This is a genomic window from Corallococcus silvisoli, assembly GCF_009909145.1.
In the GTDB taxonomy this organism is placed as follows: domain Bacteria; phylum Myxococcota; class Myxococcia; order Myxococcales; family Myxococcaceae; genus Corallococcus; species Corallococcus silvisoli.
Genome location: NZ_JAAAPJ010000008.1, coordinates 515,798 through 541,218 on the forward strand (window position 1 = coordinate 515,798; position 25,421 = coordinate 541,218).

At 70.2% G+C, this 25,421-nt stretch carries 23 protein-coding genes and 1 tRNA gene; 10 read left to right on the forward strand and 14 right to left on the reverse strand.

Annotation, left to right across the window (positions count from 1 at the left end; translation table 11 throughout):
- Positions 1-50: 50 nt before the first annotated feature.
- Positions 51-353: a hypothetical protein gene (locus tag GTY96_RS18625; protein ID WP_143901388.1), complete on the reverse strand. Its 303-nt coding sequence runs from the start codon at positions 351-353 to the stop codon at positions 51-53.
- 5 nt (positions 354-358) lie between these two features.
- On the reverse strand, positions 359-673 hold the full coding sequence (locus GTY96_RS18630; RefSeq protein WP_161665397.1) for a hypothetical protein: 315 nt from the start codon (positions 671-673) through the stop codon (positions 359-361).
- A 78-nt stretch (positions 674-751) separates the two neighbouring features.
- On the opposite strand from GTY96_RS18630, the gene GTY96_RS18635 reads away from it, so the two are divergent.
- Entirely contained in the window at positions 752-1,684 is a 933-nt protein-coding gene (locus tag GTY96_RS18635; protein ID WP_161665398.1) for an ADP-ribosylglycohydrolase family protein, read from the forward strand.
- 21 nt (positions 1,685-1,705) lie between these two features.
- Here GTY96_RS18635 and GTY96_RS18640 read toward each other — a convergent pair whose 3' ends face one another.
- The 5 genes from GTY96_RS18640 to metF form a co-directional block, all read right to left on the reverse strand.
- Positions 1,706-2,884 carry a serine hydrolase domain-containing protein gene (locus GTY96_RS18640; protein WP_161665399.1) on the reverse strand — a complete coding sequence of 393 codons (1,179 nt, stop codon included), beginning with the start codon at positions 2,882-2,884 and terminating at the stop codon, positions 1,706-1,708.
- A 109-nt stretch (positions 2,885-2,993) separates the two neighbouring features.
- Positions 2,994-3,317: a hypothetical protein gene (locus GTY96_RS18645; RefSeq protein WP_161665400.1), complete on the reverse strand. Its 324-nt coding sequence runs from the start codon at positions 3,315-3,317 to the stop codon at positions 2,994-2,996.
- Positions 3,318-3,499: 182 nt separating this feature from the next.
- The gene (locus tag GTY96_RS18650) at positions 3,500-4,555 is read right to left on the reverse strand and encodes a hypothetical protein (protein WP_201756164.1); all 1,056 of its coding nucleotides are present in this window, start codon (positions 4,553-4,555) and stop codon (positions 3,500-3,502) included.
- Positions 4,552-4,974 (reverse strand): hypothetical protein, encoded by a 423-nt coding sequence (locus GTY96_RS18655; RefSeq protein ID WP_143901367.1) that lies wholly within the window; start codon positions 4,972-4,974, stop codon positions 4,552-4,554. The genes GTY96_RS18650 and GTY96_RS18655 overlap by 4 nt, the downstream gene beginning before the upstream one ends.
- Positions 4,971-5,843 carry a methylenetetrahydrofolate reductase [NAD(P)H] gene (gene metF / locus GTY96_RS18660; protein WP_143901365.1) on the reverse strand — a complete coding sequence of 291 codons (873 nt, stop codon included), beginning with the start codon at positions 5,841-5,843 and terminating at the stop codon, positions 4,971-4,973. Before metF ends, GTY96_RS18655 begins: the two co-directional genes overlap by 4 nt.
- A gap of 97 nt (positions 5,844-5,940) precedes the next feature.
- On the opposite strand from metF, the gene gcvT reads away from it, so the two are divergent.
- From gcvT to gcvP, 3 genes are all read left to right on the forward strand, one after another.
- Complete coding sequence (gcvT, locus tag GTY96_RS18665; RefSeq protein WP_143901363.1) at positions 5,941-7,026, forward strand: glycine cleavage system aminomethyltransferase GcvT; 1,086 nt, start codon at positions 5,941-5,943, stop codon at positions 7,024-7,026.
- Between the two features lie 38 nt (positions 7,027-7,064).
- Positions 7,065-7,448, forward strand: a complete 384-nt coding sequence (gene gcvH, locus GTY96_RS18670; protein WP_161665401.1) for a glycine cleavage system protein GcvH — start codon at positions 7,065-7,067, stop codon at positions 7,446-7,448.
- 110 nt (positions 7,449-7,558) lie between these two features.
- Positions 7,559-10,462, forward strand: coding sequence for an aminomethyl-transferring glycine dehydrogenase (gene gcvP, locus GTY96_RS18675; protein ID WP_161665402.1), 2,904 nt, complete (start codon positions 7,559-7,561; stop codon positions 10,460-10,462).
- An 84-nt stretch (positions 10,463-10,546) separates the two neighbouring features.
- On the opposite strand, the gene GTY96_RS18680 is transcribed toward gcvP, so the two are convergent.
- The 3 genes from GTY96_RS18680 to GTY96_RS18690 form a co-directional block, all read right to left on the reverse strand.
- On the reverse strand, positions 10,547-11,446 hold the full coding sequence (locus tag GTY96_RS18680; protein WP_143901357.1) for a cation diffusion facilitator family transporter: 900 nt from the start codon (positions 11,444-11,446) through the stop codon (positions 10,547-10,549).
- 94 nt (positions 11,447-11,540) lie between these two features.
- A complete protein-coding gene (locus tag GTY96_RS18685) occupies positions 11,541-12,782 on the reverse strand; it encodes an energy transducer TonB family protein (RefSeq protein ID WP_143901355.1) in 1,242 nt (413 codons plus the stop codon).
- 117 nt (positions 12,783-12,899) lie between these two features.
- Positions 12,900-14,777 (reverse strand): SpoIID/LytB domain-containing protein, encoded by a 1,878-nt coding sequence (locus GTY96_RS18690; RefSeq protein ID WP_201756166.1) that lies wholly within the window; start codon positions 14,775-14,777, stop codon positions 12,900-12,902.
- On the opposite strand from GTY96_RS18690, the gene GTY96_RS18695 reads away from it, so the two are divergent.
- A complete protein-coding gene (locus GTY96_RS18695) occupies positions 14,776-16,404 on the forward strand; it encodes a right-handed parallel beta-helix repeat-containing protein (RefSeq protein WP_407926979.1) in 1,629 nt (542 codons plus the stop codon). The two genes, GTY96_RS18690 and GTY96_RS18695, sit on opposite strands and share 2 nt — an antisense overlap.
- 70 nt (positions 16,405-16,474) lie before the next feature.
- Here GTY96_RS18695 and GTY96_RS18700 read toward each other — a convergent pair.
- Positions 16,475-16,546 (reverse strand) — tRNA-Cys (locus GTY96_RS18700).
- 133 nt (positions 16,547-16,679) lie between these two features.
- Between GTY96_RS18700 and GTY96_RS18705 the strand changes: the two genes are divergently transcribed.
- From GTY96_RS18705 to fdxA, 4 genes are all read left to right on the forward strand, one after another.
- The gene (locus GTY96_RS18705; RefSeq protein WP_161665403.1) at positions 16,680-17,831 is read left to right on the forward strand and encodes an acyl-CoA dehydrogenase family protein; all 1,152 of its coding nucleotides are present in this window, start codon (positions 16,680-16,682) and stop codon (positions 17,829-17,831) included.
- Between the two features lie 102 nt (positions 17,832-17,933).
- Entirely contained in the window at positions 17,934-18,284 is a 351-nt protein-coding gene (locus tag GTY96_RS18710; RefSeq protein ID WP_186001884.1) for a rhodanese-like domain-containing protein, read from the forward strand.
- Positions 18,285-18,353: 69 nt separating this feature from the next.
- Positions 18,354-19,442, forward strand: a complete 1,089-nt coding sequence (gene asd / locus GTY96_RS18715) for an aspartate-semialdehyde dehydrogenase (protein WP_161665404.1) — start codon at positions 18,354-18,356, stop codon at positions 19,440-19,442.
- A gap of 111 nt (positions 19,443-19,553) precedes the next feature.
- On the forward strand, positions 19,554-19,895 hold the full coding sequence (gene fdxA / locus GTY96_RS18720) for a ferredoxin FdxA (protein WP_143901347.1): 342 nt from the start codon (positions 19,554-19,556) through the stop codon (positions 19,893-19,895).
- 110 nt (positions 19,896-20,005) lie between these two features.
- Here fdxA and GTY96_RS37695 read toward each other — a convergent pair whose 3' ends face one another.
- Positions 20,006-20,518, reverse strand: a complete 513-nt coding sequence (locus GTY96_RS37695; protein ID WP_235685688.1) for a hypothetical protein — start codon at positions 20,516-20,518, stop codon at positions 20,006-20,008.
- 462 nt (positions 20,519-20,980) lie between these two features.
- Entirely contained in the window at positions 20,981-22,033 is a 1,053-nt protein-coding gene (locus GTY96_RS18730) for a hypothetical protein (RefSeq protein WP_143901344.1), read from the reverse strand.
- Positions 22,034-22,329: 296 nt separating this feature from the next.
- Between GTY96_RS18730 and GTY96_RS18735 the strand changes: the two genes are divergently transcribed.
- Positions 22,330-22,809 (forward strand): GNAT family N-acetyltransferase, encoded by a 480-nt coding sequence (locus GTY96_RS18735; RefSeq protein ID WP_143901342.1) that lies wholly within the window; start codon positions 22,330-22,332, stop codon positions 22,807-22,809.
- A 10-nt stretch (positions 22,810-22,819) separates the two neighbouring features.
- Here GTY96_RS18735 and hrpB read toward each other — a convergent pair whose 3' ends face one another.
- Positions 22,820-25,384: an ATP-dependent helicase HrpB gene (gene hrpB, locus GTY96_RS18740; RefSeq protein ID WP_143901340.1), complete on the reverse strand. Its 2,565-nt coding sequence runs from the start codon at positions 25,382-25,384 to the stop codon at positions 22,820-22,822.
- Between the last annotated feature and the right edge of the window lie 37 nt (positions 25,385-25,421).

The window sequence follows — 25,421 nt, forward strand, 5'->3', positions numbered from 1 at the left end:
GAGGGTCCGGACCTCCCTGCCCATGCGAGGGCAGGGGGGCCCGGCCTGTTCTACAGACCGCAGATGTACGGGCCGCCGTTGTTCTTGCAGGCGTCGTACTGGATGCACCAGCCGTCTGGCGTGGAATAGGCATAGATGTAGCGGCCATTGGCGCAGCGGACCTTGTCGGCCGTGATCCGGCACCAGCCGACGTCGGCTTCCCGGTCACAGCTGGTGGGCGGCGCCATGGCGTGGACCGTGTCGTCGGGTGTCGACGTTTCCTCCAGGGGCGTTGCATCCGTCCCGCACCCCGCGAGCAGCATCCCCGTGCCAAACACAACAGCGACAGTCTTCATGAAGGTCTGGATGCGCATGGGAATCACCACTCCGGGCAGATGATGGGACCACCGGCGTTCTTGCAGACGTCCGCGTTGATGCACCACCCATCCGGGGTGTGATACGCGTACATCTGGATGCCATTGTTGCAAGTAACCTTGCTGCCGGAAACGAGACACCAGCCGTGGTCCTCCCACGGGTCACAGCTGTCGGGCGGCGCCATGGCGTGCACCCGGTCGTCTGTCTTCGAGTCCGCTGGCGCCGTGTCCTGCGCCGTTGTTTCGGGCCCGCACGCGAGCAGCAGCAATCCCGCGCCGACCCCCATTCCAACCGACTTCGTGAGCGTCCGCCATGCCATGACCTTGTCTCCAGGGTGGAAGGGAACTGCGAACACAGTCTATCCTGGGGCCTCGACAGTGGGTTGGCGGAGGGCGAAATGGTGAGTCGTGAAGAGCGCATCGCAGGGGGGATGTATGGCCTGCTCATCGGAGATGCCTTGGGCGTCCCTTATGAATTTCATCGCCCCGAGACAATTCCAGCCCTGGAGGCAATCGAATACACGCCGCCCCCGGGCTTTCAACGCGCGCATGGAGGGGTTCCTCCTGGCACCTGGTCGGACGACGGGGCCCACGCGCTGTGCCTCCTGGATTCGCTGACGTACCAGAAGCGGCTCGACTGCGAGGACCTGGGCCGGCGGCTGGTGAACTGGCAGGACTGGGGCTACCTGGCGGTGGAGGGCGAAGTGTTCGACGTGGGCGTGCAGACCAGCGCGGCGCTGCGACGGCTTCGCGACGGCACGCCCGCGCTGCTCGCGGGCCCCAGCGACACGATGGACAATGGCAATGGCTCCCTGATGCGGGTCTTGCCGTTGGCCTTGTGGCACCAGGGGCCGGACGCCTCGCTCGTGACGGACGCGATGGAGCAGTCGCGTGTCACGCATGGCCACGTGCGCTCTCGGGTGTGTTGTGCGCTGTATTGCCTTTGGGCCCGCCGCATCCTGGAGGGCGCGGCGGACCCGTGGGACGCGGCCCTCGCCACCTTCCGCGACCTGTATGGAGAGGGCTCCCCCGAGCGGGAAGAGCTGGAGGCTCACCTCCGCCCGGACAACTTGACTCCAGGGACGGGAGGCGGCTACGTGGTGGACTGCCTGCGCTCCGCTCGCGATTGCGTGGCGAAAGGCAGCACCTATGAGGAGGTCGTCAAGGCCGCCATCCGGCTGGGCCACGACACCGACACCACCGCCGCGGTGGCAGGTGGCATCGCGGGCCTGAAGTATGGCCTGAGCGGGATTCCACACCGCTGGCGCTCGGAGCTGCGAGGCCAGGAGCTGGTGGAGCCGCTGCTGCAACGGCTCCTGGCCGTGAAATAGGCGCCTGTCTTCGCGCGTGCCTCAGTGGCCGTCCCAGAGGGCCTTGTCACCGTACTCCCAGGCCCAGGGCACACCGGTTTCCCCCAACACGAAGCGCACCAGGTGGGGGAACGCGGCCTCGGCGCGCACGTCGTTGGCCAGGATGAGCACGCAGCGGCGTCCGCGGTGCAGACACACGAGGGTGTTGCCCGTGCTGTCGTTGTGTCCGCCCTTGTAGAACCCACGCCCCTGCGGGCCGTCGAACACCACCAGCCCCAGGCCCGCCGCCAGATCGTTTCGACGCGCTTCGGGCGGCAGTTCGTCCTGAAAAGTGGGGAACTGGCTCCGGGTGGTGATGGGCAGGTGCGGCGCGGTCATCTCCGCGAAGCTCCGGGGCGACAAGCCTTCGCCGCGCACCAGCGCCGCCGCGAAGCGAGACAGGTCGTCGATCGTGGTGTCCATGGAGCCGGCCGCACGCACGGTGCTGCGTTCGTCGTGTGGTTCCACGCTGCCGTCGGCAGTCCATCCGTCGGCCAGGTTGCGCGCGAAGTCCGGACGCCATCGCAGGCTTGTGTTGGGCATTCCGAAGCGGTCGAACACGCGCTGCTGGAGCTCGGTGCCCACGTCCAGCTTGAGCCCGCGCTCGAGCACGAACTGCAGCAGCATGATGCCATCACCCGAGTACGCATACCGGCTGCCGGGCGCGAAGTGGATGCGCAGCCGACCGTCGGGCTCGAGGAAGCCGAAGTTGGCGAAGCCCGCGCTGTGGGTGAGCAGGATGCCCGGCGTGATGGCCTTCCAGCGGTCGTCGCCGGCCAGGTTCGACCAGGTGGAGTAATGGTCCTCGTCCGCATAGGCGGGCAGCGGCTTGTCCAGGTACCGCGCGATCGGTGAGGCCATGTCGATGCGGCCCTCGTCCACCCACTGCATCACCAGATAGGCGAAGACCGTCTTGGTGAGCGATGCGCCATACATCACCGTGTCTGTCCGAAGCGGTTCTCCCTTCGCGTCGCGCGCGCCGTAGGCCCTGGTCGCCACCACGCGCCCGTCGTCGATCACCGCGATGGCCAGCCCCTTCGCGCCGGTCGCGGCCATCGCGCGTGCTGCTTCGGCATCCAGCGCGACGGTATCGGGGACAGGGGGCGCCGCGCGGGGAGCGGGCGCCGTGGCGCACCCGCTGGAGAGGAGCGCAAACAACGTCAAGGCACGCAGCGGGTTCATGCGAACGACTCCCAATGGATTGAGCTGCTCCTGGGAGAACCAGGAGCCGAGGCACCGTGTCCCCCGGACTCCGTCAGCCCGGGCGGACACCCATGCCTACGCTCAGGGACTACAAAGTCTTGCCCTGCTCCTGCGCGATGGGGGGCGAGACCTGGGGTCGGCACGCCAGGAGCTCCTCCGCGGGCGCCTCGTCCGCGCGGCTCTCCAGGCGATCATCCCTGCCGCCGAACGGGCAGCCACACCACGCGGTCCAGAGGATGACGCAGCAAGGAGCGGGCCCGCAGACGGAGCAGATGCCTTCTCCGCCGCCGCCTTCGACGGGAGCCTCCACGGACGTCGCCGTCTGGGCATTCTCCGCCGCGAACGCGGGCGCCGCCGCGAACAGCATCAGGAGGGGGGCCACCTTCGTGAGGGAGGGGAGTCGCAGCTTCATGGTGTACCTCGGAGTTGGAGTCGCTGGTTCACGCGGGTGGAAGGCCGGAGCCGGCCTTCCGGGCCGGCGCATCCCCTTTCGCGCCCGGACTTCCAACCGGGACACGCCTGGGCGCCCAGGAGCTTCGCACAACTCCTTCACGGCCCGTGATACCCCCACGGACTTCGCGGGAAGAGGCGCGCTCAGTCCGGGAAGATCTCCAGCACGTCCTTGAGCATCGCGGCGCCCGTGCCCCGCGCGCCCTGTTCGGCGTTGATGAGGGTGTTCACGCCGTGCAGGTCGCTGCGAAACACCGCGCCCATCTCCATCGGGCCCAGCCGCGCCAGGGGATGGGATGCATCCACGGCCGTGGGCCGCACGCTCCACTCCCAGCGCTCCTCGCCCAGCGGCTCCCCTCGAGCCAGCAGCAACACCTGTCCGCCCTTCGCCCGCGCCGTGTCCAACTGCTCGCGCGTCACGCCACGCATCCCCGTCACCGCCACGTCGCTCAGCACGGCGGGCACGCGCATCACCGCGTTGGCCAGGATGACCAGCTTGCTCGCGGTGTCCCAGCCGTCCACGTCCAGCGCCGGGTCTGCCTCCGCGATGCCCAGCGCCTGCGCCTCCTTCAGCGCCGCGTCATATGACTGGCCCTGCGACATCCGGCTCAGGAGCAGCTGGCTGGTGTTGTTGAGCACGCCCTCGAACCGGCCCAGCTTCCCCAGCGCCAGGTCGCCGCGCCCCAAGGACACCAGCGGCATCGCCGCGCCCGCCGCGCCACTGAAGCGCAGCGGCGGGCGGCCCGGCGACTCCAGGTCGCTCAGGCGCGCCAGCTCCTGGAAGCCCAACACCAGCGGCCCCTTGCTCGCGAGCACCGCCGGCATGCCCCGCATCAGCGCGTCCCGCGTGATGTCCAGCCCGGGCTGCCCGTCCTTCAGGTTCGTGGGCGTGGCCTCCAGCAGCAGGTCCGCCTTCACCTCGCGGACCAGCGCGCGCCCGCTCATCCCCGGCCGTCCTACACCAGGCAGCGACGCCACCGAGTGCCGCGCCCGCTTCACCGCCAGCACCGCCGCCACGTCCAGCCCGGTCGGCGACACCGCCGCGCCACCGGAGTCCGCCAGCCCCACCGGCAGCAGCTCCAGCCGGTAGCGCTCCATCAACAGCGACGCGCGCGACCGGAGGATCTCCAGCAGCGGCACTCCCACATTCCCCAGGCCCGTGAGCAGGAAGCGAACGGTGCGCACGGCCCGCGGGCTCATGGGGCGAAGGCCTCCCTGACTCCCTCGCGGCGCAGCGTGAAGAGCATCCACACCGCCACCGGCACCCCCGCGAAGCACCCCGGCGTCAGCGTGTAGAGCGCGCAGATGGCGCCCACCGTCGCGAGCCCATACCCCTTGAGGTTCATGGCGCTCCACGCGCCCCAGATGGCGAGGACCCCGCAGAGGATGCCGCCCAGGATGGCCAGCGAGAACCCCAGCGTGAACTCCAGCACCACCGGCGGCCCGCCCGGGGGCGAGAAGGGCGACACCACCTTCAGCGCCGCGAGCACGGCCCCCAGCAGGCTGAACACCACGTGCAGCACGCCGACGATGAGCAGGAAGAACGCCGGGAAGCGCACGATCTCGAAGACCTTGATGCGCGGATCTCCCGGCGCGAGCTGCGGACCTGGACCGCTCATGACCGCCCCCTCAGCGCGCCCACGATCATCCGCGTCGCGGGCGACTTGTTCAGCGTGTAGAAGTGGATGCCCGGCACGCCGCGCGACAGCAGCTCCATGCACTGCACCGTGGCGTGCGCGACGCCCAGCTGCACCACCGCGTCCGGCTGATCCTTCACGCGCTCCATCTGCAGCGCCAGACGCATGGGCACCGTGGCGCCACACATGCGCGTGAAGCGCTGGACCTGCTCGTAGTTGGTGATGGGCATGATGCCGGGGACGATGGGGACATTGATGCCCACCCGCCGCGCCCGCTCCACGAAGTCGAAATAGAAGGCGTTGTCGAAGAAGAGCTGCGTCACCACGAAGTCCATCCCCGCATCCACCTTCGCCTTCAGATGCCGGAGGTCGTCCTCGCGCGACGCCGTCTCCACGTGGCCCTCCGGATAGCACGCACCCCCCAGGCAGAAGTTGAAATCCTCTTCTCGGACGAATCGGACCAGCTCCTCCGCGTAACGGAAGCCCCCGGGCACCGGCTCGAACGTCGTCTGCCCCTGGGGGGGGTCCCCCCGCAGCAGGAGGATGTTCTCGATGCCTGCCGCGCCGAGCCGGCGCAGCACGTCACGAAGCTCGTCGCGGGTGTGCCCCACGCACGTCAGGTGCGCCATGGCCTCGATCCCGGTGTGCTGCTTGATGTGCGTCACCAGCTCCACCGTCCGGTCGCGCGTGCTGCCGCCCGCCCCGTAGGTCACCGACACGAACCCCGGGTCCAACGGCGCGAGCTCCTCCACCGTGCGAAGGAGCGCGGCCACGCCCGCGTCCGTCTTGGGAGGAAAAAACTCGAACGAGAAGCTCGGTCGGGAAGGGTTGAGGCAGTTGCGAATCTTCATGTCGGGAGGAGTTTAGTCCCTTCCGCGTCGGCCTTGATCGGAGAAGGTGCGCCGCTATAGTCCGCGCCGTTTCGCCACCCCTGCCATGGAGAAGTCAATGACCCGGCGTACGCCCCTCAACGAGGCCCACCGCAAGCTGGGGGCCCGGATGGTCGACTTCGTCGGTTGGGACATGCCGGTTCAGTACTCCTCCGTCATCGCCGAGCACGAGGCCGTGCGCAATGCCGTCGGCCTGTTCGATGTCTCGCATATGGGGGAAATTGAATTCTCCGGGCCCGGCGCCCTGGAGACCGTGAACCGGCTCATCTCCAACGACCTTGCCCGCTGCCAGGACGGTCAGGCCGTCTACGCGGGCCTGCTCAACGACCTGGGCGGTTTCGTGGACGACGTCGTCGCCTACCGCTTCAGCCCCGAGCGCATCCTCATCTGCGTCAACTCCAGCAACCGCGAGAAGGACTTCGCCTGGATGAAGGCGCGCGCGGAGGGCGTGACCCCGGTGGACCGCGGGGACGAGTTCGCGCAGATCGCCGTCCAGGGCCCGAAGGCCGTGGGGCTGGTGCAGCGCCTGACGAAGGCGGACCTGTCCAAGGTGGGCACCTACCGCTTCACGGAAGGGGAGGTGGCCGGCGTGAAGTCCATCATCTCCCGCACGGGCTACACCGGCGAGGACGGCTTCGAGCTCTACTGCGCCGCCGAGGACGCCGTGAAGCTCTGGGACGCGCTCCTGGAGAACGGGCAGCCGGACGGCGTGAAGCCCTGTGGCCTGGGCGCGCGCGACTCGCTGCGCACGGAGATGAAGTACGCGCTGTACGGCAACGACATCGACGACGCGCACACCGCCCTGGAGGCGGGCCTGGGCTGGATCGTCAAGCTGGACAAGCCGGGCGGCTTCATCGGCAAGGACGCGCTCGTCGCGCAGAAGGCCGCGGGCGTGCCGCGCAAGCTGGTGGGCTTCGAGCTGACGGGCGCCGGCATCCCGCGCCACGGCTACCCCATCCTCAAGGACGGCGCCCGCGTGGGCGAGGTCACCAGCGGCACGCAGGGCCCCACCGTGAAGAAGCCCATCGGCATGGGCTACGTGCCCACGGCGCTCTCCACCGAGGGCTCCACCTTCGACGTCGAGATCCGCGGCCGCGCCGTGCCCGCGGTCGTCGTGAAGACCCCCTTCCTCAAGAAGTCCTGATTCCCTCCCGTTCGCACCTTTTGCGAGGAGCCGCCTCCATGTCTGACACCATCCCGCAGGACCTGAAGTACACGCCGGAACACGAGTGGGCCCGGATCACCGGCAAGACCGTGGTCATCGGCGTCACCCACCACGCCCAGGAGTCCCTGGGCGACGTCGTCTACGTGGAGCTGCCGAAGCTGGGCGCCCGGCTGGTGGAGGGCAAGAACTTCGGCGTCATCGAGTCCACCAAGGCCGTGTCGGACCTGTTCGCGCCCATCTCCGGCACCGTGGTCAAGGTGAACGACGCGCTCACCGGCAACCCGTCCATCATCAACACCGACCCGTACGGGGACGGATGGATCGTCGAGGTCGAGCCCCAGGACGCCGGGCAGACAGACAAGCTCCTGGACGCCGCCGCCTACGGCGCGCTCCTGAAGTAGTCCCGCGCACGCAAGAAGTCGCGCGTCCCGATTGTTAGTGACGCTCCATGGAGCCCCGAGCCCGCTCGGACGCTGACTTCTTTCCGCACCACCCGCGAGCCCTTCCGACCATGTCCCTCAACTGGAAGTACCAGGAGTCCTTCGCCGGCCGCCACATTGGCCCGGAGACCCCTGAAGTGAAGCAGATGCTGTCCACGCTCGGCGTGGACTCGCTCGACGCGTTCATCGAGAGCGCCGTGCCGCCCGTCATCCGCTCCCCGGAGCCCCTGCGCCTGCCCGCCGGCCGCGGTGAGAACGAGGTGCTGGCGCAGCTGGAGGCCATCGCGGCGAAGAACCAGGTGTTCCGGTCCTTCATCGGCATGGGCTACCACGACACCCACGTCCCCAACGTCATCCTGCGCAACATCTTCCAGAACCCGGGCTGGTACACCCAGTACACGCCCTATCAGGCGGAGATCGCCCAGGGCCGTCTGGAAGCGCTGCTCAACTTCCAGACGATGGTGACGGACCTCACCGGCATGGAGGTGGCGAACGCCTCCCTGCTCGACGAGGGCACCGCCGCCGCGGAGGCCATGGCGCTCGCGATGCACGCGAAGGGCGACGGCACCGGCGGCGCGTTCTTCGTCTCCGAGGGCTGCCACCCGCAGACCGTGGACGTGGTCCGCACGCGCGCGCTCCCCCTGGGCGTGGAGGTCGTCGTGGGCGACCACCGCACGGTGGACCTGTCCCAGAAGAAGTTCTTCGGCGCGCTGGTGCAGTACCCGGCCACCGACGGCGTGGTGCACGACTACCGCGCCTTCGGTGAGAAGGTGCACGCGGCGGGCGGCCTGCTCGTCGTCGCCGCGGACCTGCTCAGCCTCGCGCTGCTCACGCCGCCGGGCGAGTTCGGCGCGGACGTGGCGGTGGGCAGCGCGCAGCGCTTCGGCGTGCCGCTGGGCTACGGCGGTCCGCACGCCGCCTTCTTCGCCACGAAGAACGCGTACACCCGCGTGATGCCGGGCCGCCTCATCGGCGTGTCCGAGGATGCGCAGGGCCGGCCCGCGCTGCGCATGGCGCTCCAGACGCGCGAGCAGCACATCCGCCGCGAGAAGGCCACGAGCAACATCTGCACCGCGCAGGTGCTGCTGGCCGTGATGGCCGGCATGTACGCCGTCTACCACGGGCCCGAGGGGCTCAAGGCCATCGCGGAGCGCGTGCACGGGCTCACCGTGGTGCTGGCCCGCGGCCTCGCGAAGCTGGGCTTCAAGCCGCGCCACGACCAGTTCTTCGACACGCTGCGCGTGGAGCTGACGCCCCCGCAGGTGCGGGGCGTGCTGGCCGCCGCGGAAGGCGCGCGGATGAACTTCCGCCGCATCGACGAGAAGACGCTCGGCCTGGCGCTGGACGAGACGACGCGCGCGAAGGACGTGGAGGACATCCTCACGGCCTTCATCCAGGGCGCGAACAAGTCCGCGGCGCCGGTGGTGCTGGAGGAGGTGGCCGCGAGCCTGGAGAGCCCGCTGTCCGCCGAGGTGCGCCGCTCGAGCGCGTACCTCACGCACCCGGTCTTCAACCGCTACCACTCCGAGACGGAGATGCTGCGGTACGTGCGCCGGCTGGAGGCGAAGGACCTGTCCCTCACGCACTCCATGATTCCGCTGGGCAGCTGCACCATGAAGCTCAACGCCACCGCGGAGATGATCCCGGTGACGTGGCCGCAGTTCAGCAAGCTGCATCCGTTCGCGCCCACCTCGCAGGCGGCCGGCTACAAGGTCATCTTCGAGCAGCTGGAGCACGCGCTGTCGCAGGTGACGGGCTTCGCCGGATGCTCGCTCCAGCCCAACGCGGGCAGCCAGGGCGAATACGCGGGCCTGCTCGTCATCCGCGCGTACCACCAGGCGCGAGGGCAGGGGCACCGCGACGTGTGCCTCATCCCGTCCTCCGCGCACGGCACCAACCCGGCCTCCGCGGTGATGGCGGGCTATCAGGTCGTCGTCACGAAGTGCGACGAGAACGGCAACATCGACCTGAAGGACCTGCGCGCCCGGGCGGACGAGTACAAGGACCGGCTGGCCGCGCTGATGGTCACGTACCCCTCCACGCACGGCGTGTTCGAGGAGGAGATCCGGGAGATCTGCTCCACCATCCATGAGCGCGGCGGCCAGGTGTACATGGACGGCGCCAACCTCAACGCGCAGGTGGGGCTCACCGCGCCGGGCCTGGTGGGCGCGGACGTCTGCCACATCAACCTGCACAAGACCTTCTGCATCCCGCACGGCGGTGGCGGCCCGGGCATGGGCCCCATCTGCGTGGCCAGCCACCTGGTGAAGTTCCTCCCCGGACACCCGGTCATCCAGACGGGCGGGGCGGACGCCATTGGCGCCATCTCCGCGGCGCCGTGGGGCAGCGCCAGCATCCTGCTCATCTCCTGGATGTACGTGCAGATGATGGGCGGCGAGGGCCTGACGGAGGCCACGAAGCTGGCCATCCTCAACGCCAACTACGTCGCGGAGCGGCTCCAGCCGCACTACCCGGTGCTCTACCGGGGCAAGCGCGGCCGGGTGGCCCACGAGTGCATCGTGGACCTGCGCCCCCTCAAGAAGACCGCGGGCGTGGAGGTGGAGGACGTGGCCAAGCGCCTCATGGACTACGGCTTCCACGCGCCCACCGTGTCGTTCCCGGTGGCGGGCACGCTGATGATCGAGCCCACGGAGTCCGAGTCCAAGGCGGAGCTGGATCGCTTCTGCGACGCGATGATCGCCATCCGCCAGGAGATCCGCGACGTGGAGGAGGGGCGCGCGCCCAAGGACAACAACGTCCTCAAGAACGCGCCGCACACCGCGCGCACGCTCACCGCGCCGGAGTGGAACCGCCCCTACACCCGCGAGCAGGCCGTGTTCCCCACCGCCTGGGTGCGTGACAACAAGTTCTGGCCGTCCGTGGGCCGCCTGAACAACGTGCTCGGGGACCGGAAGCTCGTGTGCTCGTGCCCGCCCATCGAGGACTACGAGACGCCCGCGCAGAAGGTCGCGTAGCGCTCCGTCCCTCCGAAGTCGTCACCGGGGCCGTCTTCCAGGACATCGGAAGGCGGCCCTCGTGTTTTCGCCGCCCGCGGGCGTCTAGCGGAGCCGCGCGGGCTCCACGTGCACCACCACGTCCACCACCTGCGGGTACGCGCCCTGGAGCGTCGCCTCCACCTTGTCCGCGACCTCGTGGGCCTGCGCGGTGGTGAGCTGCGGGTCGACTTCGATCTTCAGGTCCACGTAGACGCTCTCCTCCATGCCGCGGCTGCGCACGTCGCGGCACGAGCGCACGCCGGCCACCGCCAGCGTCTGTTGGGACACCTGCGCGGGGTCCAGGCGCGCGGTGTCGGAGAGGATGCCCACCGCCTGCCGGACGATGCCGTACGCCACCCGTGCCACGAAGACCATCACCGCCAGCGCCACCAGCCCGTCCGCGCGCGGAAAGCCCAGCGCGACGAGCGCCAGGGAGATGAGCACCGCGATGGTGACGAACACGTCCGACAGCGTGTGCTGTGCGTCCGCGAGCAGCAGCGAGCTCTTGTACTTCTCTCCGTAGTGCCGCTCCACGCGCGTCACCACCAGGTTGATGACGAGCGTCACCCCCATCACCCCGGCCATCAGCAGCGACACCGTGGGGTGCTTGTCGTTCATCAGCGAGTCGAACGCCATGCGCCCCAGCTCCAGCATGCCCACGCCAATCATCGCGCCGATGCCCAGGGACGCGAGCGCCTCGAACTTGCCGTGCCCATAGGGGTGGTCCGCGTCCGCGGGCTGTGACGCCACGCCCATGGCCACCAGCCCCAGCACGTTGGAGCTGCCGTCGATGAACGAATGCAGCCCGTCCGCCGTCACCGACGCGGATTGGGCCATCATCCCGAAGGCGAGCTTGGCCACGGCCACCACCCAGTTGGCCACGAGGATGGCCAACAGGACGAAGCGGACCTTCTGGTTGCGCTCCTGGAGCGCGGCACTGCGGTCGGTGAGAGGGGCGTCCACGGCGGCGCAGGGTAGTGCCCCTGGGGCCTCCGCCGCGAGGACCTGTTGACGTGGGTTGCCCGGCGGCGGACGGATGCCGGGGCGCCCGCGCTCGCTACTGACGGAACAGCCGCATCCGCGGCCCGCCGCCCATCTCCATGAAGAAGCCGAACTGGAAGCGCACCGTCGCGTCCTGGCCCAGCAGGCCCGACGGCGGGTTGGGGAAGGGCTGCGCGCGCTTGAAGGAGGACACGGCCTCCATGTCCAGGAAGTCCAGGCCGCTGCTCTTCTCCACCTGGATGTCCTTCACCTGGCCGCGCTCGTCCAGGGTGATGGAGAGCAGCGTCTGGCGGTCGCGCCCGGAGTAGATGTTGCCCGTCGGGTCGCGCATGCGCAGCTGCTCGTTGGGATTCCAGTGCATGCCCACGCTCTGCTTCACGCGGTTGAAGAAGCTGGCGTACTTCCACTCGCGCGTGTTGAGGAAGGTGCCGTCGCCCTCCTCCTTGTCCTGGAGCATGTCGTTGGGCGCGGCGCCCACCACGCGGTCCATCGCCGCCTGCGACGGCATCAACGTCGCCAGGCCCGGGGAACCGGCGCGGCCGGCGGAGCCCTCCTGTTCGCTGTCCTCGCCCTCTCCGGGCTGGATGCGCAGGCGCTTCGCGTTGCCCGTCGCGGCGTCGCTCTCCGCCTGGTTCTTCACCGCCATGCCCGGGCCGTGCTCCCGTGGATCCGTCTTCATGGCGATCTCCTGCTTGCGGCGCGTCTCCGGCATCTCGAAGACGGGCTTCTTGCCGCCCTGGGACTGCGGCCGGTCATCCGCGCCCTGGCCGTTGTTGCCGGACACGCGCGGGGGCTGCACCTGCTCGTGCTGCACGCCCTCCTGCTTCTGGGGCGCCGTCCGCTGGGGCATGGCGTTGCGGTAGAAGGGCGTCTGGTCCCGGGCGCGCGTCTCCTTGTCGACCGTGTTGTTGTGCTCGGCCAGGTACTTCGCGTCTGGAGACTGCTGATCATTCCCCGGCGCCACGTCCACCACCTGGCCCTGGGGCTTCGTCTCGTCCGGCTTCTTCTCTTCCTTCGGCTCGCGCTTCTCGGTGGGGCGGGGCTTCGTCTGGGGCGTCGCGGCGCCCCGGTTCTTCGCCCACTGCTCCGACGTGAGCGGCCTCATCGCCACGGAGGTGGGGCGGGCGGGGCGCTTCTCAGGTGCGAGGCTTCCCTGCACGGCGGAGACCAGGAGCACGAAGCCCACGAACGCGCCCTGCGCCAGGAGCGCCAGGATGCCCGCCACCAGATAGCGCAGCGGCGCGCGCCTCTTGCGCTCGCGTCGCTGACGCCAGTCTGTCGAGGAACCCATGCCCACGGCCTGATGATAAACCTCCGGACCGCTTCTACAGTCCCGAACGTGCGGCCCGTAACACGCGGGACATCAAAGAGATTCGCGTTCCCCGAAACGGGAGCGCGAAATGTCCTCTTCACCTCAGTAGATGGGCGCGACCTCCGCCCCGTTGAAGTAGTAGCGGAGGATCTCCGGGTAGCGCTGGCCCGCTTCCGCCCGGCCGATGGCGCCTGTCTGACACATGCCCACGCCGTGACCCCAGCCTCCCCCCCGGAAGAGCCACCCGGTGAGCCGTCCCTCGGCGTCCCGCTCGGGCTCCACCGTGGCCATGCTGCTGTTGAGCATCCCGAAGAGCCGCCGGATGTTCAGCTCTCCCCGGACCTGGGTGGCGCCCTTCATCCCGGACAGCGTGAGCAGCCGGGCCCTCCCGGAGACCCCGCGCTCGGACAGGACGAGCGCCTGGATGGATCCCACCCCCAGCTTCTCCGTGAGCGCGTCCACCTGGGCCTGCGTGAAGCGCTTCTCCCACCGGAACTTCGACGGCTGCGCGAAGCTGGACAGCTTGCAGGCCGCCGGGACGTCGGAGGTCGCGAGCCAGGCCTTGAGGTTCGACGGTCCCGGCACGTCCGGCGCGGACTCCAGCAAGTCCGGGCGCCCGCGCAGGCTGGGGTCGGGCGGGCCGCCCCACACCACGTCGTTGTCCTCGGTGTGGCCGCCGCACACGGCGCTGTAGACGGAGTCCACCAGCCGGCCGTCCCGGCTGAAGAGGGCCTCGCCCCGGGTGGCCTCCACCGCGGCGGTGGTGCTGGCCGCCTCCCCGGTGCGGCCCCGGTACACCGCGCAGTGCTGCTCCGAGCACAGCAGGTAGGGGTCCGCCAGGTGCTTGATGCCCACCTTCGCCAGCACCTCGCCCCGCGCCGTGACGGCCTGGGCCTTGAGCGCCTCCGGGTGCGCGCGCGCGAAGATCTCAGAGGGCACCAGCCCCTTGAGCAGGTCCTCCAGGCCCACCACGTTCACCACCGCGAGCTTGCCGCTCCGGTCCACCGCGAACTGGAGCGCCCCGCGGAAGCTGCGGTCCTCGAAGGCGTGGAAGTCGTAGCCCACGCCGTACTCCACCTGCCGCACGTCGAAGCCGCTGCCGTCCTGGGTCTCCGCGTCCAGCCGGTCCTGCCCAAGCCCCACCACGGCGTCGTTCTCGTCCTTGAGCTCCAGGATGGCGCTGGACGGCTTGCGGACCTCCTCGAAGAGCGTCGTGCGCAGGCCGTAGCGGCGGAGCAGCTCCGCCTGCTTCTCCGCGGCGGCGGCGGGCGTCAGGGCCTCGTCGCCCAGGAGCAGGTAGCGCCGGTTGTCGATGACCTTGCCCGCGATGCCGTACACCGAGCCCAGCGTGTGCGTGCGCACCGCCAGCCCCCGCGCGCGCCACGCCTCCTGCGCCTCCGCGAGCCCCGCCTTGTCCGCGAAGCGGAACTCCCCCAACTGCAGCCGCGCGCTCCACTGGGCCGGCTCTCCCTGGGTGACCCGCACCGTCCAGCGCGAACCCGCGGGCGCGTCCAGCACCTTCTCGCCCGGCCCGCCGAAGCGCAGCCGCATCCGGCCTCGCGGTGAGAACGTCACCGCGTCGCGCGCCTCCATCAGCTTGATGGGCAGCCGGGGCTCGCCGTTGCGGAAGTCCAGGCGCTTCAGGTCCTGCGGCCCGGGCAGCCCCGACGTGAGCGGATCCTCCAGGCCTGGCGCGGCTGGGGGCGGCGGCATGGCGCCCGCGTCCGCGGCGGGGCTTGGAGCGGAGACCTCCGGTTCTCCCAGCCCCCGGGTGCTGGACGCGGGGGAGGGCGCAGGCGCGGGCGTGGCGCAGGAGGCGAGCAGCAGGGCGGTCAGGAGCAGGACGGCTTTGGACACGGCGGCGGCACCGTAGCCGCCGCGAGGCCGAGCGTCACGGTTCTCCCTCCCACACCAGCGGGCCCCTTTCCGGATGACCGGGAGTGAATAGAACGGCCGACGCCATGCGTTGCCCCTGCTCATGCGAATTCGAGGAGGCAACGGATTGACGAAGCGAAACACCCTGATGTCCTCCATGGCCGCCTGGACCCTGGCCTTCGGGCTCACCGCTTGCGGCGGTGGCTCGGGTGGGGTCGGCATTGGCACGGCCAATGCCGCGGAGGCCCCCAGCAACCCTGGCACCCCGCCTCCCATCGGCGTGCAGCCGGTGGAGGACACGCCCGCCGGTCAGATGCCGGAGCACGCGGACCATGTCCCCATCGCGGAGCCCGGTCCCCAGCCCGCCGTCACCGCCCAGGCCATGACGGCCATCCCGGCGGTGGCGCCCGTCCATGAGTGGGTGGTCTCACCCGGCGGCGACGACGCGGCCGAGGGCACGGCCGACGCGCCGCTGCGCACCATCGGCGCGGCGGTGGGCAAGGCCGGCCCCGGCGACAAGATCCGCGTGCTGGCGGGCACCTACGCCGAGCGCGTCATCCTGGGGGAGAACGCCAAGCCCGGCTCGCCCGACGCGAAGATCACCCTCCAGGGCGAGGGCCACCCCATCCTGACCCCGGGCAGCGGCGCGGGCGCGGCCGTGCAGGTGCGCCGACCGAACTGGATCATCGACGGGTTCGAGATCGACGTGCAGTCGCAGCCCATCTTCGGCGTCACCTTCGAGGGCGACGTGCAGGGCACCGTGCTGGCCAACTCGGACGTGCACGGCGGCACCGGTGGCGCGGGCGTCACGATGTTCAATCAGGCCAAGGGCCCCACCATCGAGAACAACAACATCCACGACTTCGTGCGGACCACCGGCAACAAGGACTCGCACGGCATCGTGATGCAGCCGGCGTCGTACAACGTGACGGTGCGCAACAACGACATCCACGACGTCTCGGGTGACTCCGTGCAGTGCCTGGGCCCGGAGGGCTTCAGCAGCCTGCCTCCCGCCACGGGGCTGCTGGTGGAGAACAACCACCTGTTCGGCAACCGGGAGAACGCCGTGGACATCAAGACGTGCCACGACGTCACCATCCGCAACAACCGGATGCACCACTTCCAGCAGACGGACACGGCCAAGGGCGAGGCGGTGGTCATCCACTACTCCGCCAACAACGTGCTGGTGGAGGACAACGAGATCTACGACGCCTCCAAGGGCATCGCGGTGGGAGGCAACCACGAAGGCCCCGTGCCCCAGTCCGTCGTCCTGCGGCGCAACCGCATCCACGACATCACCGAAGCGGGCGGCGGCGAGGGCACGGGCATCCGCCTGGAGAACTCGAAGGGCGCCGTGGTGGTGAACAACACCATCACCCGCGCCAAGGCCGGCATCATCCTGGGCCACGGCACGGGCGGCGCCACGGAGACCCCGCGCGTGGAGAACAACCTGGTGGACGCGCCCGTGAGCGTGGATGTGGGCGCCCAGGCGCCGGGGCTCCAGATGAGCTCCAACCTCTACCCGGCGGGCGCGCAGTTCATGCACAACGGCAAGCCCGTGGCCCTGGATGCCTTCAAGGCCGCCATGGGGGACACCACCTCCAACGTGGGGGACGTGACGGTGTCCGACACCTTCGCCCCCTCCGCCTCCGCCCAGGACAAGGGCCAGGACGAGGGCCAGCCCTTCTGCGGCGCGGCCCCGGAAATCGGCGCGGTCGAAGTGGGCTGCTAGCCCCCTCCTGAACGGAAAAAACAGAAGGCCCGATGCGGAAGTGGCTTCCGCATCGGGCCTTTTGTCTATGAGGCGCCACCCGGATTCGAACCGGGGAATGAAGGTTTTGCAGACCTTTGCCTTACCACTTGGCTATGGCGCCGGAAGCGATTGGGGCCGGGGTTATACGCAGCCCCGTAGGAGGCGGTCAAGGAAGCAACACCATCCAGCCCCGGTTCTCGTCCCGTTAGCATGCGGCGCCGGGCTGCGGGCCCTGGTGAGCGAGGGACGACACGATGTTGCATGGCCATGGGGTATTCCTGGAGGAGCACGAAGCCTTCCGCCGTACGGTCCGGGCCGTGGTGGACAAGGAGCTGCGCCCGTTCGCCGCCGAATGGGAGGCGCGCGAGGAGTTCCCCCGGGAGCTCTTCACCCGCTTTGGCGAGCTGGGCTTCCTGGGCTTGAAGTACCCGGAGGCCCATGGTGGCACGGCCGCCGGGGAGCTCTACGAGGCGGTGCTCCTGGAGGAACTGGGTCGCTGTGGCTCCGGGGGCGTGGCCGCCGGGTTGGGGGCCCAGTTCACCATCTCCACCGGCCCCCTGCACCTGTACGCCACGGAGGCCCAGAAGCAGCGCTGGCTGGCGCCCGCCATCCGGGGGCAGAAGGTTGGCGCCCTGGGCATCACCGAACCCGACGCGGGCTCGGATGTCGCGGGGCTGCGCACCACCGCCCATCGCGAGGGCGACCACTACGTCATCAACGGCTCCAAGACCTACATCACCAACGGTGTGCGGGCGGACTTCGTGGTGCTGGCGGTGAAGACCGACCCCGAGCGCGGCCACAAGGGCCTGTCCATGCTCGTCGTGGAGCGGGGCACCCCGGGCTTCAGCGTGGGGCGCAAGCTCCAGAAGGTCGGGTGGCGCGCGTCCGACACGGCGGAGCTCTTCTTCGAGGACTGCCGCGTGCCCGCGGAGAACCTGTTGGGCGTGGAGGGGCAGGGCTTCTATCAGATCATGGGCAACTTCCAGTGGGAGCGGCTGTCGCTCGCGCTGGGCGCGGTGGGCGCCATGGACGACATGTTGGAGACGGCGCTCGAGCACGTGAAGCAGCGCCGCGCGTTCGGGCAGGCGCTGGCCCAGTTCCAGGTGCTGCGCCACAAGCTGGCGGAGCTGCACACGGCCCGAGAGTGCGCGCGGCAGCTCACCTACCACGCGCTGCGCCTGCACGTGGCGGGCGAGTACGCCGTCGCGCAGACCTCCATGGCCAAGAAGGTCGCGACGGAGGCGTGCTGCCGCGTGGCCGACGAGTGCCTCCAACTGCATGGGGGGGCCGGCTACATGATGGAGTACGACATCCAGCGCCACTGGCGCGACGCCCGCCTGGGCCCCATCGGCGGTGGCACGAGCGAGGTGATGAACGAGATCATCGCCAAGCAGCTGGGCCTCTGAGTCCTGGCACGCTCCTGGGAGCAGGCGGGCGGGCGTGCGGGAAGAGGGGAAAGAACCTCCGGGTTCATGTTCGAAGGAACATGTCGCCTCGGGGAGGCCCCGGTGGAGCCCACCATCATTTGCGATGAGCTGTTCATGCGTCTGGGGGACGAGGATGTGCTCGTCCTGGATTGCCGTGACGCGATGGACTGGGAGCGGTTCGAGATCCACATCCCGGGTGCGCTGCGCATGACGGCCTCGGAGATCGCCCGCGACCTGGCGATGCTGCCGGACGACGAACTCATCGTCCTGTGTGGCACCACCCAGGACTGCGCGGACATCCGCCGCGTCTGTCGCGTGCTGCGCCTGCGGGGGCGCAACGCCGTGTGCCTCGCCGGCGGGCTCCACGCCTGGGTGACGGGGGGCTACCCGACGGAGCGCCACTCCCGCGCTCCCTCCCACGCCCACCGTTGAGCGGTGGATGCGGCGCGTCGTGAAACGGTGTAAGGAGCGCGCTGTCGTCCCCACCGGAGACCCCCCACGATGGCCAAGCTTCGCGCCGTGCTCATTGGCGCCACCGGACTCGCGGGCCAGCAGTTCATCGCGGCCCTGAAGGACCACCCGTACATCGAACTCACCGGGCTCGCCGCCTCGCCCCGCTCCGCGGGGAAGACGTACGCGGACGCCCTGCGTGCCTCCAACGGCATGCTGGCCTGGTTCGTCCCGGAGCCCCTGCCGGAGGCCATCGCCCGGATGACCGTGCTCAGCGGGGACGCGGTCCAGGCGAAGGACTACGACATCGCCTTCTCCGCCGTGGAGGCGGACGTGGCGCGTGAGCTGGAGCCGCGCCTCGCTCGGGACATCCCGGTGCTCTCCGCCGCGAGCGCCTTCCGCTACGACCCGGACGTGCCGCTGCTCATCCCCCCCATCAACGCCGCCCATGCCCCGCTCATCAACGAGCAGCGCCGGCAGCGCGGATGGAAGGGCTTCATCGTCCCCATCCCCAACTGCACGACCTCGGGCCTCGCGGTGACGCTGGCCCCTCTGGCCGAGCGCTTCGGCGTGAAGGCGGTGTTGATGACCAGCCTCCAGGCCATGTCTGGCTCCGGACGTTCGCCGGGCGTCATCGGCCTGGACATCCTCGACAACGTCGTGCCGTACATCCCCAAGGAGGAGCACAAGGTCGAGGTCGAGACGAAGAAGATCCTCGGGGTGCTCAACCCCGCGGGCGCGGCGCTCACCCCGCATGACGTGCGCGTCTCGTGCACCTGCACCCGGGTGGCCGTGCTGGAGGGCCACACCGAGTCCGTCTTCGTGTCGCTGGGCCAGAAGGCCACCGTGGCGGAGGTCGCCCAGGCGATGCGCGAATGGAAGGGCGCCGACGTGGCGAAGGACCTGCCTTCCTCGCCTCCCCGCTGGATCGAAGTGCTGGACGACCCGTTCCGGCCCCAGCCGCGCCTGGACCGGGACACCCACGGAGGCATGGCCACCACGGTGGGTCGCATCCGCGAGGATGGGGTGCTGGAGAACGGTTTCAAGTACGTGCTTGTCTCCCACAACACGAAGATGGGGGCCGCCAAGGGCGCCATCCTCGTCGCGGAGCTGCTGCGGGCGCAGGGCTTGCTGGGTTGACCGGCGAAGCAGGCCGGGCCGCCCCCTAAATTCAGGGTGCCAACCCTGGCCGCAACCATCTACTGTGCGCGGCCACGGACGCGCGGAATACCGCACAGAGGAGAGATCTACATGGCCTATGTCGTCGCCGAGCCTTGCATCAAGTGCAAGTACACCGACTGTGTCGAGGTGTGCCCGGTCAACTGCTTCTACGAGGGCGCGAACTTCCTCGTGATCCACCCGGACGAGTGCATCGACTGCGGTGCTTGTGAGCCCGTCTGCCCGACCAAGGCGATCTTCCCCGAGACCGAGCTGCCCCCCCAGTGGAAGGAGTTCCAGAAGCTCAACGCGGACTTCTCCACCTCGTGGCCGAACATCGCGGAGAAGAAGGCGGCCCTGCCCGAGGCCGAGGAGTACAAGGAAAAGCAGGGCAAGCGCGCGGAGCTGAACCCGGCTCCTGGCGGGAAGAAGTAGCGCGCCGCGCCGCTCGCGTGCGCCCGTCGTGATGAAGGCCCTCGCGCCCCATGGCGTGAGGGCCTTTGTCGTCGGGGGCATCCCGTCGTGAGGGGGCTGGCCGTGCACGCTCACCCCGCCTGGAGGGCGCTGAGCCGCAGCCCCCGGGCCTCCAGCGCATCGCGCAGTCGCGCCACGTCCGCCGGGGGCACGGGCCCGTGGCGGCCCTGGATGCGCAGCGCCACCTCCCGGGGGCCCGTGCGCTCCACCTCCACGGTGGCCTCCAGCGACCCTCTCAGGCTCAATCCCAGCGCGGGCCGCTGCGACCTCACGAAGACCTCGATCTTCTCGATGAGCGCCAGCGTGGACTCCACCTGCGCGACGGGCGTGGCCGCCATTCCGGCTGCTGCCGCGCCACCGCCCGTCACGCCGTGGCCTCCCGTCGCGGACAGGGTTGGGGGGCTCTCCGAGGAGCGGGCCTCGCGCGGGGGAGGGGCAGGGAGCGGCGCCGCACGGAGCTCGGCGCGAACCGAGCGCTCCAGCTCACGGGTCAGTAGCTCCGAGGCGCGGTGGGAAGCCTGCTCCTGGCCTGTCGCGTGGGCCTCCTGGCGCACCGTGCCCAGCCGCTGCGCCTCCACGTGCATGCCCTGTCGGGCCTGCCGGAGTGCCGCCGGACTTCCGAGCGCCCCGCGCGTAGTCGACAGGACGGCGCTGGCGGCGCGGACCCCGGGGAGCGGCGATGAAACCCGGGTCGTCTGCCCCGGCCCCGTGCCACCCGGTCGGAGGGCTCCGGGGCCCGGCGGTCCTCCCTGCTGAGTGGGCCCGCGCTGGGCGTCGGTGCGAGGACGCCCGGAGGTGGTACCCCGCTCGGATGCCCGCTGGAGGACCTGCTGGAACGCGTCCCGCTCCGGGCGCGTCCTCTCCTGTCCGGAAGGAGCGTCTTGCCCTTCGACCTTCATGGCCTGCCTCGCGCGAAAGAGATGCGCGGACATGAGCAGCGGCCGTGCCAGCCGGTCGGGATGCGGGTCCCGCGGGGAAGGGCGGGCCGGGGCGGCGGGGGAGGGGTGCCGTCCCCGGGATGGGCGTGCGGGGCGCGGGACGCCCGCTCAGCGCTTGCCGCCGAAGCCGCCCGGCTGCACGGGCGCGGTGCCCGTCAGGTCGTTGAACGCGAGCGGGCAGGCCGCCACCGCGTTCGGGTCCGCCAGCGCGGGGTTCTGCGTCCAGTCCCGGTCCTGGAACAGGAGGGCATCGCGCACCTCCAGCTCCTTGAGCTGCTTGCGGTACTCCCAGAAGCGTCCACGCAGGAGCACGCGCGCGCCCTTCGGCAGCTGCGTCAGCTCCGTGTACTGGGAGTCCTTCAGCCGCGCGGTGATGGTCACCGACGGGCGCACCTTCGGCTTGCCGTAGTTCAGCCCCGACAACAGACCGTCATTGCCTGGATCCGGCAGGTAGTAGACGAGCCGGGCCACCAGCGCGGGCGGCTCCGGTGGAGGCCCCTTCTTGCCGCGCGGCTTCTTGGGCTTCTCCAGCTTCGCGTCGACGAACTCCAGGCCCCCGAACGCCACCTCCTTGTCGAGGTAGTCGTCGCGGAACTTCGCATCCGCCACGCTCGCGGCGGTGGTGTTCGCCTTGAGCACCTCCACGTCGTAGCGCTCGAGCATCGCGGGCAGCGTGAAGAAGAAGCTGTCCACGGGACTGACTCCGTCCGCGATGAAGCGCAGCTTGCTCAGGTCGAGCGGCGGGTAGTACGGCGCCAGCGCCACCGCCGTCTGCATCCACTCCGCCGGCAGCCTCTTGTCGATGAGGATCCGGCGCATCATCGACACCAGGTACATGCTGGCCGGGAAGCGCGGCGTGGACAGCTGGGTGTTCACGGCCTGGATCAACAGCGGATCCACGAAGAAGTTCTCGTCGCGCTTGTGCAGGTACGGCCCGGACTCGCCCACGACGGTGAGCAGCGCGCCCACCAGCTGGGCGCAGTTCGCGTCGTTCGTGCCCTGGACCAGGGCCTGGTTCACGCGGGAGCGCAGAAAGCGCTTGTCCATGTCCGCTTCGCGGAACACGGGCGGCTCTCCCGTTCCAAAGAAGAACTCCTTCTGGGCGAGCGCGGGCGTCGACAGCAGGCCCACGGACAGGGCGATGAGGGCACGGGTACGCATCGTCCTGGACGCTACCATGCCCTCCCCGGGACGATCCTCCTCCGAGCGCTCCAGGCCACGCTCTGGGTGAAATCGCGAAGGCCGCCCGACGTGTGAGGGCAATTGCAACCGGATGACCCGATGCGGCGGGGCTTCCGCGACTTTCACGGGAGTGGGGAGCGGGCAGGGGACGGGGCGACCGCGCGGGAGGCGCGCCGGAGCGGAGTTGGCGGTGTCGGAAGGCCGCGTCCCTTCGAGGGGGCGAGGTTTTTTCCGCCTGTTGATGGCGCGGCCTTTTGTGTACCTTGGCCAGCGCTATGCCGACGCCTCCCGAGACCTCCCCGGCACCCGTCACCGTCGCCCAGATCAAGGACGAGGCGGAGCTCATGCAGGCCCTCGCCATCCGCGAGGTGGTGTTCATCGAGGAACAGCATGTCCCCGAGGGCATCGAGCGCGACGCCGAGGACGCGCTCGCGTACCACGTGCTCGCCTACCAGGGGGGCCACGCCATCGGCACTGGCCGCCTGGTGAAGCTGCCGGAGCCGCCCGCGGGCCAGTCCGGGACGTGGGGGCAGATTGGCCGCATGGCGGTGCTCCAGTCGCACCGCAAGTCGCGCGTGGGTTCGCTGCTGCTGACGACGCTGGAAGAGGAAGCGCGCCGCCGCAACGTGAGCGGCATCATGCTGCACGCCCAGCTCTACGCGCTCGACTTCTACAAGAAGCACGGCTACCAGCCGGTGGGCGCCGTGTTCGACGAGGCCGGCATCGACCACCTGGAGATGCACAAGCGGCTGTAGTCCCAGCGGCTCAGCGCCTCGGAGGACGAGGCGCGGGCGGCTCGGCGTGGCGCGGATCCTCGGGCCACGAATGCCGCGGATACTTGCGGCACAGCTCCTTGCGGATCGCCGGGTAGTGACGCTCCCAGAAGCCCGCCAGGTCCGTCGTCACCTGCACGGCGCGCATGTTGGGGGCCAGCAGATGGAGCACCAGCGGTACGCGGCCCGCGCCCACGCTGGGCCCCTGGGCCATCCCGAAGAAGTCCTGCAGCCGTGACTCCACCCAGGGGGGCTTGTTGGGCTCGTAGTGCACCTTCACGCCGCGCCCGCCGGGCAGGGTGACGCGCTCGGGGGCATGGTTCGCCAGCAGGCGCTGCTGTTCGGAGGACAGTCGCGCGTAGAGCGCGTCCAGCAGCGACACGCCGTCCAGGTCGGAGAAGCTGCGCGCGCCCACGCAAAGGGACGCCAGCGCATCCCGCAGGAAGGTGGCGTCCACGGCGGGAAAGCCCGCCTCGGGGAAGGCCTTTCCCAGCAGCTCCACGCGGGTGCGCCACTGCTCCAGCGCCTCGGGCTCCGCGAAGCGCTCCGGGCCCGCGGCGAGCGCCGCTTCGGCCAGCACTCGCGCGGCTTCCTCGGACGGAGGGGCGGGGGTGCGCGTCTCCTCCAGCACCAAGTTGCCGTACGCCAGTCGGGTCAGGCGCTCCACGCGGCGCGAATCCGGATTCCACTGGAGCGTGTCCACCTCCTCCAGGGCCTCCGGGTAGAGGTCCAGCAGCCACTCGGCCTCCACGGCGCTGGCGAGCCGGACCACGGCGCCACGTCCGGGGCGCTCCTCGGCGTCCACGGCGACCATCAGCTCCGCGTCCTGGACGACGCTGGATTCGGACAGGCTGGTGGTGCCGCCGCCGAACATCAGCAGGTCGGGCGAGCGGGGCCGCCGCCTGCGGGCGACGCGATCCGGATAGCCCGCGAGCACGCTGAGCATCAGGGCCTGCTCCACGTCCTCGGGTCGTCCGGGGCGTGAGCCCTGCTCCCGCACCGAGCGCCGCAGCTGTTTCTGCACGCGCTCCACGGACTGCACCGCCCCGGCATCAAGCGACAGGGACTGCATGCGGCCGGAGGCGAAGCCTGAACGCCCGGCTTCGCGGAATCGCTCCAGGAGCTCCAGCAAATCGGAAGGGCCGCTGACGATGGCGGACGCCCGTCCCCCGCCGCCCAGGTTGGCGCGGGCCTCGCGGCGGATGTCCCGCTCGCCCATGAGGGCCGCGAGCACGGCGGCCTCGCCGCCCACGCCTCGCCGCTCACCCTCGACGATGACGCGGGCCTGGCGCGGGTGGACGGGGAAGCGCAGGAGCCGCTGCCCCACGTCCGTCACCTTGCCTTGTGCATCCACCGCGCCCAGCCGGCGCAGCAGCGTCTCCGCGGCCTCCAGCGCGGGGGCGGGGGGCGGCTCGAAGAAGGGGAACACCCCCAGGTCCCTCACGCCCGAGGCGCGCAGGGAGAGCACCGTCTCCGCCAGGTCGGTGCGGCGGATCTCCGGGGCCTCCTGGTCGGGGCGCCCGTCGAAGTCATGCTGGGTGTAGAGGCGCACACAGTGCCCCGCGCGGGTGCGGCCCGCGCGGCCGGCGCGCTGCACGGCGGAGGCGCGGCTCACCTTGCCCAGCTTGAGTTGCGGCAGGCCGGACCACGGCGAGTGCGACGCCACGCGGGCAAGCCCACTGTCGATGACGACCGCGACGCCGTCGATGGTGACGGACGTCTCCGCGACGTTGGTGGACAGGATGATCTTCCGGCGCGAGCTGCGGCGCACGGCGCGGTCCTGCTCCGCGGGGGACAGATCGCCGTGAAGCGGGAGCACGTCGGCGTCATGGCGCTCGGCGAACTCCGCGCAGGTGTCGCGCGCCCGGCGGATCTCCCCAGCGCCCGGAAGGAACACGAGCACATCGCCGTCGACGCCCTGGGTGAACAGGCGCTTGAGCGCGGAGAGCACCTGTTGATCCAGGTGCCGCTCGTCCGGGGCGGGAAGGTATTCGACGCTGACGTCGAAGCGCCGGCCCTCGGAGCGCAGCGACGGCGCGCCGCCCAGGTACGCGCGGACGGGCTCGGCCTCCAGGGTCGCGGACATCACGACGAGCTTGAGGTCGGGCCGGGACGACTCCTGCAGCCGTCGCAGCAGCGCGAGCGAGATGTCCGCGGACAGGTGTCGCTCGTGGAACTCGTCGAGCACGACGATGCCCACGTCGCGCAGGGTGGGGTCGGTGAGCAGCCGTCGTCCGAGCACGCCCTCGGTGACGAAGGACATGCGCGTCTTGGGGCCGCGCACGTCCTCGAAGCGGACCTGGTAGCCGACGGTCTCGCCCACGCGTTCGCCAATCTCCTCGGACACGCGCTGCGCGGCGAGCCGGGTGGGCAGCCGGCGGGGCTGGAGGACGACGATCTCCCGTCCCTGGCCCAGGCCCGCCTCCAGCAACGCGCGGGGCACGCGGGTCGTCTTGCCCGCGCCAGGAGGTGCCTCCAGCACGAGCGACCGCGAACTCCGGAGCGTGGAGACGATGTCGGGCAGCAGGGGATCGATAGGGAGGGCGACGTCCGCCATGTCCGGGTTCCTCTTCACGGCGGGCAACTCACCGCGC